We start from the raw sequence: 10,978 nt of genomic DNA on the forward strand, positions 1-10,978 counted from the left end.
AGTCCCGGCGGCAAGACAGGCCATTCTCCCCGGCCAGACCTGCCGCCAGCGAGAAATACCCCGAATTCACTTCTCGAAGGGACAAGACAATGCGTCGACTGCTGGGCGGAGCCGCTGCGCTCGCAATCGCGAGCACGATCGCGTTCGCGGGTCTGGCGACGGCCGCCGAGGAGCCCACGGCTCCGGAGGTCATGCAGCTGCCGGCAGTGCTGATCAACGAGGTCTCCACCATGGGTCCGAACGGCCCGCTCGACGAGGCGATCGAGATCGTCAACCTCTCGAACGAGCAGGTCGACCTGACCAACTGGGTCATCCGGATCTACAACCAGCGCAACGAGGTCATCCAGACGATCCCGCTGATGGACGTGACCGGCCAGCCGCTCACGCTGGCTCCGGCGAACAACGTCGGCAGCACGCTGGTGCTGACGGGCGCCGAGTTCTCCGGCACGACCTCGACGCCGAACGTTCTCCCGGTGCGCTTCCTCGGCGCCGAGGGCATTCCGGCGCTCGGTGGTGTCGCGATCTTCGGCAGCACGGCTCCCACCGCGTTCAAGATCGACGGCGTCGCATTCTCCGCTCCGGTGTCCGCTGCCAAGGAAGGCGTGCACGCGCAGCCCGAGAACCAGCGCACCGCTCAGCTCGCGGGCTCGAACACGCGCAACCTGCTCAACCAGGACACCAACAACAACCAGCGCGACTTCTCGTTGCAGGAACGCACCTTCTGATCAACTCGCTCTGACCGTCCAAGCGGGTGCACTCACGTGCCCGGGCCGCCGCCCCTCGGCAGCCCGGGCACTTCCGTGCGTGGCGCGAAGTCGCCAACGGCGACTAACCGCCGCTTTGTCCTATATCCCAACGAATTCCGGCCCCTCATCCTTCTGTGACCTGATCACCGTGGGAGGGCGCCGTGATACGACACGTTCTGGCACTTGCCATCGCCGCCGCGACGCTGGGCGCACCACCCGCGTCCGCCGCACCACCATCACCACCGACACAGACCTCCGAGGCCTCGCACCGGATCACGCTCATCACCGGTGACGTCGTGGAGTACACCGAACGGTCGGACGGCCGGAAGACGGCCCAGATCCACGCCGCGCCGCGCGACGGCGAGGAACCGATCTTCCACACCATGACGACGGCGAAAGGTCTGCACGTCTACCCGTCCGACGCGATGGGAGCCATCACGTCGGGCACGGTCGAACGCACCCTCTTCAACGTCACCGAGCTCGTGCGCACCGGCCAGTCCGACGACCGCACGACCACGGTTCCGGTGCTGATGACCGGCGGCTTCTCGGCGAACGCACACACGAGGATCGGCAGCCTCAACGCTTCCGGCATCCGGGTCGAGAAGGCGAAGGCACGGGAGTTCTGGACTTCGCTCGACATGAGCGCGAAGTCCGGCGTGCGGGTGACGTACGACCGCCCGATCCGGATCACGCTCGACCAGACCACGAAACAGATCGGCGCTCCCGAAGCCTGGAGCACGGGCCTGGACGGCCGTGACGTCACGGTCGCCGTCGTGGACACCGGCATCGACGCGAACCACCCCGACGTCGCCAGGAAGATCACCGCGGCGGAGAACTTCTCTGACGAGCCGGACGTCACCGACCGGCACGGCCACGGCACGCACGTCGCCGCGACCGTGGCGGGCACCGGCCAGGGGTCCGCAGGCAAGTACAAAGGTGTCGCCCCCGCGGCGAAACTGGTGATCGCCAAGGTCTTCAACGGCGCGGGCGAGGCAGAGACGTCGCAGGTGATGGCAGGCATCGAATGGGCGGCCAGGTCCGGCGCGAAGATCGTCAACCTCAGCCTGGGCGGTGAGGTCACCGACGGCACGGACGAGCTGAGCGCCCTGGTCGACCGTCTCTCCGCCGAGACGGGCGTGCTGTTCGTGGTCGCGGCGGGCAACAACGGCCCGGCAGGCCGCTCGGTCACCTCCCCCGGTGCCGCCACCTCGGCGCTCACCGTCGGAGCGGTCGACCGCCAGAACAAGCTCGCGCCGTTCAGCAGCACCGGCCCTCGCATCGGTGACGCGCACGTGAAGCCCGAGATCAACGCTCCCGGCGTGGGTGTCGTGGCTGCTCGTGCCGCCGACACGAGCATGGGCGCCCCGGTCGGCGACGGCTACACCGCCGCGTCCGGCACGTCGATGGCCACGCCGCACGTCGCCGGCGCAGCCGCCCTGCTCGCCCAGCAGCACCCCGGCTGGAACGCGCAGACGTTGAAGAACGCGCTCGTCACCAGCGCCGCGGACGTCGGTATGCCGTGGTACGAACAAGGAACCGGCCGGCTCGACGTGGCCAGGGCGGTCAGGCAGAAGGCCACCGCCACCGCGTCGGCGAGCTTCGGCCGCTACGAACGCGGCCCGCGTGGCGTGCTGACCAGGGAGATCCAGTACGTCAACGACTCCGGCACCCCGCTCACCCTCGACCTCGCCGCGACGATCAAGGGCTGGGACGGGAAGTCCACGACCGGGTTCAACCTCAGCACCACCAGGCTGGCCATCGCGGCCCACAGCAAGGCGTCCGCCGTGCTCACCCTCGATCCCGAGGTCGGCCCGGCGGGCGTGTACGGCGGAGTCGTCACGGCCACCGGCGGCGGAGCAAGCCTGCGCACCGCGGTCAGCGTCTACGAGGCACCGCAGACGTTCCCGGTGTCGGTGCACGTCCGCGACACCGCCGGGCGCCCGCCGGCACCCGCGACGGGTCAGCTGATCGACGACTCCAACGGCGGCGACGACGTCAACGACCCGTTCGACGAGACCACCAGCTTCTACTTCGATGTCGTGAACGGCGAAGGCATCGCGAACGTGCCGAGCGGGCGCTACTCCGCGGTGACCTGGACGACCGAGAACACCGCCGGTGTGCGGCGGTGGTCCGCGCTCGCCGCGCCGGAGCTGACCATCACGGGCGCCGCGAGCGTCTCACTCGACGCGCAGAAGACCGTGCCGATCGAGGTCGTGCCTCCTGGTCCGGCCGAGCAACGCGACCGCACCGTGACGATGCGCCGCGTCGTGCCCGCGGAGGGCGAGAAACTGCCGCTGATCACCGAAATGGCCGCCGTGCTCGGCACGGCGCCGTGGGAGATCCGCGCCATTCCCGCCGCGGCCGTGAAGAAGGGCGCGATCTCGCTGCAGGACAACGTGACGCTGCAGTCCGCGACGGTCACCCTGACCTCAGGCGGACGAACGCTGGGCACCGACGGCGACGTGGCCGTGCTGTCCGCGAAGTGGGCGGGTGACCGCGACCTGACCATCGGCGGGGACACCGCTCTCGTGAAGATCAAGCCGGACACCCCGGCGAACATGGTGAAGGCGGCCAACACCGCAGCCACCAGCGCGGCACAGGCCGGCAAGAAGGCAATCCTGTCCTATGTGGACGCTCCAGGCGCTCTTCCGCTCACCGGGCTCGCCAGCACCTCACTGCCGTCGTTGGGCGTCAGCAACACCGACGGTGAGTTCCTCGCGAAGCAGACGGCGGTGAAACTGAGCGTCAAAGCCGTCCCGGAGGCCGTCTACAACCTGAGCTTCCTCGACGCCAACGGGATTCCGGCCGACCACCGCCGGACGGTCGACCCGGCGAAGCTGGTCAAGCGCCAGACCGCCTACCACGCCGACAAGCCGGGCCTGACCGTGCAGAAGACGTGGTACCCGTTCCCGACCGGTCTGTGGCAGTCGCAGATCCTGCGCGGCACCACGTTCACACCGCCGGCCGCGTGGACCGAGTACATCGGTCCCGGCGACGAGCGGATCGTGTGGAAGCGGCACGTGACGCTGAGCGGCCTCGACGCCAGGGGCCAGCGCGCCGCCATGACCATGTTCCAGGAGAACCTGTTCCGCGAGGGCGCCGCCGCGGCCACCGAGCGGTGGTTCGCCGGACCCGTGCACAGCACCGCGATCGAGCTGCAGTCCGACCACCCGGCCCGCTACCCGGCCGCGAACGGGGCCTGGCGGCAGCTGTGCTCGAACTGCCGGGCGGGCGACATCTTCGTCCCGCAGCTGCAGTGGACCGACGGCACGCCCGGCCATTACACGAACCCTTATCAGAACAGCAAGTTCTTCACGACGACCAAGGTCAGGCTGTTCCGCGGCGACACCGAGGTCCCCGCCGTGCAGGAACCGCTGGCGTTCTACCCGACGTTCCAGATGGTGCCGGAGAAGGCGACCTACCGCCTCGAGACGGTCGAGACGCACGCGCCGGGAGCGGTGGCGGGTGCGGTCAACGCGGTGCTGTTCACCCTGGCCCCGCGCACCGAGACCACCTGGACGTTCCAGTCCCACCGTTCGCAGAACCCGCCGCCACTCGGGTACTCGTGCCACGCGGGCCAGACGACCTGTCAGTTCCAGCCGCTCATCCGGCTCCGCCACGACCTGCCGCTCAGCCTCACGAACACCGCACCGGCCGGCAAACCGTTCGTCTACCACGTGCGCGCGTCGTCCAGCGTGCCCGTGACACTGGTGAAGGTGCAGTGGTCGGCGGACGAGGGCAGGACGTGGCGTCAGGCGGCGATCCAGCCGAGCGGCGACCGCTGGGAGGTCACCGTCGACAACCCCGCCGGCGACGTCTGGCTGCGCACCGAGGCCAGGGACGGCGCCGGAAACACGGTCACGCAGACCATGCAGAAGGCGTTCCGGACTCACTCCGGCGGCTGACGCGGGGGCAGCAGGGAACTCGCGCCTCTGGCCGCAGCGCGCAGACCCGCCTGAAAACGGGTCTGCGCGCCCAGCTCGTCCATGAGCCTGTGCAGCCGCCGCTGGAACGTGCGGTAGCTCAGCCCGAGCTGTTTCGCGATGCTGCGATCCGGCAGCCCGGTCGCGAGCAACGCGAGCAACCGCGCGTCCGCGATCGACATCTCGTTGCTGGACGGCTGGCCCGGCAACGACAGCGGCACCGCGTCCTCCCACAGTCGTGCGAACAACGCCCCGAGCGAGTCGAGCAACGCCGACCGGTGCACGATCACCGCGCTCTCCAGCGTCGTCTCCGTGCTGTGCAACGGGATCAGCCCAAGGTGCCCGTCCGCGAGGATCATCTTCGTCGGCGCCACCGCGACGACCCTGGCCTCCTCCCCCAGCGACAACCCCATTTCCAGGTCGGCTCGCAGGTCGTGCAGCTCCAGCGCCCGCCGCTCGTAGATCCCGCGGAACCGGACACCGCGGTTCAGCAGCTCCTCCTCGACGGGGTGCAACGCTGTCGGCGGCGTGGCGTACGGCGGCTTGTCCACGAAGCGCACCTCGTGCCGGGCCGTGCGCATCACCTGGTCGACCCGCCGCGAGATCGCCTCCGGCCCGTGCACCACCTCGACGAGGTCGGCGGGGGCGCGCACACCGGCCGCGCGTTCGTAGCGCACCTGCAGCTCCCCGGCCAGCAACCGGTCCCGCCGCAGATCGTCTTCCCGGCGCAGGAAGTACATCGCCAGAGCCACGTCCGGCGCGACGGCCGTGTGCAGCCCGTTGACCTGGTGGACGAAACCCAGTTCGGTCAGTGACCTCAGCGCGGCACGAACCGCCCGCTCAGCCAGTTCCGTGGCAAGACAGAGCTCTGTCACCCCGAGTTGATACGAGTCCACGAGCGTCTCGTAAACCGTGAGTTCGACCGGACGCAATCCGAGCACACAAGCCAGTATGCCGACTTCGGGCAACCGTTGACGCGGGGCCGGAAACAGGTGTAGACATCGGTTGAAAAGGTTTACACACCTTCTCATCGCCGCCGCCGCTCGCTGTTGTACCAACGCACGCGCGCGAAAGGACGGCCGATGGAGCCCAACCGCCGCGACTTTCTCAAAGTCGCCGGTGCCACCGCTGGTGTCACGATGTTGTCGGGGTCGTTCCTGTCCACGCCGGTCGCGTCGGCGGAGGAACACGCGAAGATCCCGATGGCCGAGTCGCCGCGGGACCGGGTGCCCGCGATCCTCGCCAAGATCACCCCTCCGACCTTTCCCGGTACGAGGTTCGACATCACCGCGTACGGCGCGAAGGGTGACGGCAAGACCAAGAACACCGAGGCGTTCAGAAAGGCCGTCGAGGCCTGCAACAAGGCGGGCGGCGGGCAGGTCGTCGTGCCGAGGGGCAGCTTCCTCACCGGCGCGATCACGCTGCTGAGCAACGTGAACCTGGTCGTCTCCGAGGGTGCGGCGATCAGGTTCTCCACCGACCCCGAGGACTACCCGCTGGTCTACACCCGGTGGCAGGGCATCGAGTGCATGAACTTCTCGTCGTTCATCTACGCGCGCAAGGCCGAGAACATCGCGATCACCGGTCCCGGCCTGATCGACGGCCAAGGCCCGTCCGGACCGTGGTTCGACTACGACAAGAAGCGCCAGCCGGACTGGGAACAGCTGCAGAAGCAGGCGGTGGACAACAGGCCGGTGACCGAGCGGAAGTTCGGCATGGGCCACTTCCTCAAACCGAACATGATCACGCTCTACGAGTGCAGGAACATCCTCGTCGAGGGCGTGCAGCTGCGGAACTCGGCGATGTGGAACGTGCACCCGGTGTTGTGCAGCAACGTGACGATCCGCGACATCTTCGTCCACAGCCGCGGCGGCATGGTCGACGGCTGCGATCCCGAGGCATCGCAGTACGTGCACATCACGGGTTGCCGGTTCGACTGCGGTGACGACGGCATCGCGATCAAGGCGGGCCGCGACATCGACGGGCGACGGGTGGGCGTGGCGAGCGAGAACATCGTCATCGAGAACTGCTCGTTCGAGGGCCGCTGGGGCGCGCTGACGGTCGGCAGCGAGATGTCCGGTGGCGTGCGGAACGTGTTCTTCCAGGACTGCACGGTGAAGAAGGGCTCGTCGTACAAGCCGTTCCACGTCCTGTACATCAAGACGAACAAGCGGCGCGGCGGCACCGTCGAGAACATCCACGCCCGGCGGATCAAGGCGACCGACGTCGACCGCGAGGCGATCATGGTGACGCTGAACTACAGCCTCACCGGCCCCGGCTACGGCCCGATCGTGAACCCCAAGGTGCAGAACATCACCGCCGACGGCTTCACCGTCAACGGGGTCAGGAAGACGGCGGTGACCCTGGACGGCCTGGCCGAGTCGCACATCAGGAACGTGGCGATCTCCAACAGCACCTTCACCGGTGTGACGACCGCCAAGCCCAGCATCAAGAACGCGGACGGCACCACGTTCACGAACGTCACCATCAACGGCAAGAAGGTCTGAGGAGAGATTCCCCGTGTCCTTGTCACGTCGTGATTTCGCGCGTGTGTCCGGCCTGACGGCCGCCGGTCTCCTGCTCCCGGCAGGCGTGGCGGCCGCCGAAGCTCCGGGTCTGGGCAGAGACCCGTGGCGGGAAGTGCCGCTGATCCTGGCGCGCGTTTGCCCGCCGCGCTTCCGCAGGAAGGACTACGACGTCACCGCGTACGGCGCGAAGGGTGACGGCCTCACCAAGAACACCGAGGCGTTCCACCACGCGATCACGGCGTGTCACAGAGCCGGTGGGGGACGTGTTGTCGTTCCCGCGGGCACGTTCCTCACCGGCGGCATCGAATTGTTGTCCAATGTGGAGCTCCACGTCGCCGAAGGCGCCACGATCAGGTTCTCCACCGATCCCAACGACTACCTGCCGCTCGTGCTCACCCGCTGGGAGGGCACGCTCTGCTACAACTACCAGCCGTTCATCTACGCGTTCGAGCAGAAGAACATCGCCATCACCGGCAAGGGAACGATCGACGGCGACGCGACCAACGGCCCGTGGCCGGAGTGGCGTGCCGGCTCGACCGCGCTGCTGCGGCAGTGGGGCGAGGAGGGCAAGCCGGTCGAGGAACGCGTCATGGGCGTCGGCAAGAACATGCGGCCGAACATGATCCAGTTCTTCCGCTGCAGGAACCTGCTCGTCGAGGACGTGCTGATCAAGAACCCGGCCATGTGGTCGCTGCACTTCGTGTTCTCGCAGAACATCACGGTGCGCCGGATCGAGATCTACTCGACGAACTCGCAGGGCGACGGCGTCGACCTCGACTCGTCGTCGTACGCGCACGTGCACGACTCCAAGTTCAACACCAACGACGACTGCGTCGTGGTGAAGAGCGGACGGGATGCCGACGGACGGCGGGTCGGCATCCCGTCCACCCACATCGTGGTCGAGCGCTGCAAGTTCTCCGGCCGCTGGGGCGGGATCACGATCGGCAGCGAGATGTCGGGTGGCGTCCGGAAGGTGTTCTGCCGCGACTGCGAGATCAACGCGCCCGACTACCCCGGCCGGTACCCGATCAAGCACGCGCTCTACATCAAGACCAACCAGGACCGCGGCGGCGTCATCGACGGTGTCCACCTGCGGAACGTGTTCGGGCAGAACGTCGAGCGCGAGATCCTGTTCGTGTCGATGTTCTACCAGAACGGCGGCACGAAGGGCTTCTTCCCGCAGATCAACAATTTGACGATCGACCGGATGCGGATCAACGGCGGCAGAATCGCGGCGACGTTCCGAGGGTTCCCGCAGTCGCACATCAGGAACGTGCTCATCTCGAACTCGACGTTCACCTCGATCACCGAGCCGAACCTGATCGAGCACACCGACAACCTGGTGTTCCGCAACACCACGATCAACGGGGTGGTGCCGGCGTGAGGTTCCTCCTGGCGCTCTTGCTGATTGCTGCCGGACTCTCCACCGGCTCACCGGTCGCGGTGGCTGGTGGCGGTCTGTCGTGGAAGGCCGTCAGCGACCCGTTCTCGCTGGACTTCCGGGACCGCGGCCGGATGCTGACCGGGCAGCGCGAAACGTCTTACCGGCTGGCTGACGGTACTTCTCATGCGCTGACGAAGGTCGTTGCACAGAAACGGGTTCCTGGTGGCGTCCGGTACGTGGTGGCGACCACGGAGGCGTCCAGGACCGCCTCCGTGGTCGTGACCCGGACCGAGCGCGGGCTGCGGGTGGGCTGGACGCTGGAGCCTTCTCTCGGCGTCGCACAGGTTTCCGCGAACCTCACCGGGTCGCTGGAGGAGCACTTCCTCGGCGGTGGCGCCCACACGATGTTCGTCGACCTGCAACGGAAGGTGTTGCTGAACAAGGCCGTGTTCGTCGGTGCGTCGAACTTCGGCAAGTGCAACAAGAACGGCGCGCCTTCGACGTTCTTCATCTCCAGCGCGGGTTACGGCGTCTACGCGGACACCAAGGCGATCGGGCGGACGGCGTTCCCCGGTGCGGTGGCTGACGACCACTGCGCGGACAAGCCGGCGCCGTGCCCGGTGACGTTCGGCGTGCCGGACCGGATCCAGTTGTGCTTCAAGACCTCCCGGCTGGACTACGAGGTCTACGCGGGCTCACCGGCGCAGGTCAACTCCGCGTACTTCAAGCGCGTCGGCACGCCGACCTTGCCACCGGCGCGGCAGTTCGCGCTGACGAAGTGGCGGGACAAGTACACCCATTCCGACGAGGTCGTCGAGGACGTCACGCAGTTCCAGGCGCGCGGCGTTCCACTGGACACGCTCTGGGTCGACAACCCGTGGGAACAGGGCCCTGTCGGTGCGAGGCCGACCTACGCGTGCATCGGCGCGTTGAAATTCGACAAGACGATGTACCCGGACGCGCAGGGCACGATCAACTGGATGCGCGATCGTGGCGTGAACATGGGTGTGTGGGTGGCGCCGTTCCTGAACAAGATGTCCGACGGCAAGGAATGCCCGCACGACTACCCCGCCGGTTCCTTCGCGCAGTCCGACCGCACCAACGTGTGGGACATCGACCTCACGAACCCGGTGGCGCGCGCTCACTACGAGGCAAAGCTCGAAGCGGTGTTCCGGATGGGCGTGAACTTCGTCAAGGGAGACCGCGGCGAGGAGCACAACTTCGAGGAGACGACGTTCGCCGGCGGGCCGGGCACGCTGATCCACAACCGGTACCCGTTGCTGTACGCCGAATCCGTGGTGAACGCGCTGCGGAAGGTGCACGGCGACAACTACACGACGTTGTTCCGCGCGGGTGGCGACGGGATGCCGACGCTGCTGCGCGGGTTCTGGCAGGCCGACGCCGACATGAGCTTCGACGGGCTGCGGCTCACGAACCGGCGCGGCATCAACTCGTGGATCTCCGGCCACCCTGTGCACGGCTCGGACATCGGCGGCTACCGCAACCTGGGTGGCGGGCCGTCGGAGTCGCTGTTCGTGCGGTGGGCGCAGCAGTCGGCCGTGACGCCGGTGTTCCAGGTCGGCAGCTCGGGCCGCAACGCGACGCCGTGGGTGTACGACGCGGCGACGTTCGAGCGGTTCAAGCGGGCCGCGGTGCTGCACTACGAGCTGTTCCCGTACCTGTACCAGCAGGCGGTTCGCGCTTCGAAGGACGGCACGCCGATCACGCAGCCGATGGCGTTCCGGTATCCGCACGCCGAGGCCGCGTGGAAGGCGGACCAGCAGTTCATGGTCGGGCCGGACCTGCTCGCGGCTCCTGTCACGGCGGATCGGGCCGAGACCGACGGCGCGGCAGGGAAACCGACGCCGGTCGACGTGTGGCTGCCTCGCGGGGAGTGGATCGACCTGTTCTCCGGGGCTCGGGTGACCGGCGGACGGACCGTCACGCGAGAGGCCGCTCTGGACGAGTTCCCGCTCTACCTGCGGGCTTCCGCCGCGATGCCGTTCAACTTCCGCACGCCCGACGTGTGGCCGAAGCCGTGGGGTGTGAACGACCTGGACCGCAAGGACCGCGCTGGCTGGCTCGTCTCGCCTTCGGCCGATGGCCGGTTCGGCAACCTCCAGGCCGACTCGTTCGGCAAGCACCTCCTCGTCCGGCTCACCGGCGCGCCGCGGGAGGCGCAGCTGATGGTTCCGGCCGGGGTGAAGCGCGTGGTGATCGACGGGCAGCCGCTGCCGGCGTCGACCGTCGAGGAGCTGCGCGGCAGGACAACGGGCTGGGCGTCCGTCTCCTCAACGCCCGGCACGTTCGGCGGCACGGTGCTGAAGCTCCTACCCCGAAGCGGCTCCAGCACCGTGCTGCTCACGCTCACCTAGACTCAAATGTTCCGAACATCTG

General features: G+C 67.9%; 6 protein-coding genes. 5 read left to right on the forward strand and 1 reads right to left on the reverse strand.

Annotated elements, in window-relative coordinates:
- Nucleotides 1-89 precede the first annotated feature (89 nt).
- Nucleotides 90-725, forward strand: a complete 636-nt coding sequence (locus tag C8D87_RS08290) for a lamin tail domain-containing protein (RefSeq protein ID WP_109635503.1) — start codon at nucleotides 90-92, stop codon at nucleotides 723-725.
- A gap of 182 nt (nucleotides 726-907) precedes the next feature.
- On the forward strand, nucleotides 908-4,651 hold the full coding sequence (locus C8D87_RS08295; RefSeq protein WP_112226122.1) for a S8 family serine peptidase: 3,744 nt from the start codon (nucleotides 908-910) through the stop codon (nucleotides 4,649-4,651).
- Here C8D87_RS08295 and C8D87_RS08300 read toward each other — a convergent pair.
- Nucleotides 4,636-5,610, reverse strand: coding sequence for a helix-turn-helix domain-containing protein (locus C8D87_RS08300; RefSeq protein WP_233441976.1), 975 nt, complete (start codon nucleotides 5,608-5,610; stop codon nucleotides 4,636-4,638). The two genes, C8D87_RS08295 and C8D87_RS08300, sit on opposite strands and share 16 nt — an antisense overlap.
- A gap of 141 nt (nucleotides 5,611-5,751) precedes the next feature.
- Between C8D87_RS08300 and C8D87_RS08305 the strand changes: the two genes are divergently transcribed.
- Genes C8D87_RS08305 through C8D87_RS08315 form a run of 3 tightly spaced genes read left to right on the forward strand, consistent with a single transcriptional unit; the run spans nucleotide 5,752 to nucleotide 10,956 of the window.
- Nucleotides 5,752-7,176 carry a glycoside hydrolase family 28 protein gene (locus tag C8D87_RS08305; protein ID WP_112226342.1) on the forward strand — a complete coding sequence of 475 codons (1,425 nt, stop codon included), beginning with the start codon at nucleotides 5,752-5,754 and terminating at the stop codon, nucleotides 7,174-7,176.
- A gap of 13 nt (nucleotides 7,177-7,189) precedes the next feature.
- On the forward strand, nucleotides 7,190-8,581 hold the full coding sequence (locus tag C8D87_RS08310) for a glycoside hydrolase family 28 protein (protein WP_112226123.1): 1,392 nt from the start codon (nucleotides 7,190-7,192) through the stop codon (nucleotides 8,579-8,581).
- Nucleotides 8,578-10,956 carry a glycoside hydrolase family 31 protein gene (locus C8D87_RS08315; RefSeq protein WP_112226124.1) on the forward strand — a complete coding sequence of 793 codons (2,379 nt, stop codon included), beginning with the start codon at nucleotides 8,578-8,580 and terminating at the stop codon, nucleotides 10,954-10,956. Before C8D87_RS08310 ends, C8D87_RS08315 begins: the two co-directional genes overlap by 4 nt.
- Nucleotides 10,957-10,978: the final 22 nt, after the last annotated feature.

Origin of the sequence: Lentzea atacamensis, assembly GCF_003269295.1 — a bacterium.
Lineage (GTDB): Bacteria > Actinomycetota > Actinomycetes > Mycobacteriales > Pseudonocardiaceae > Lentzea > Lentzea atacamensis.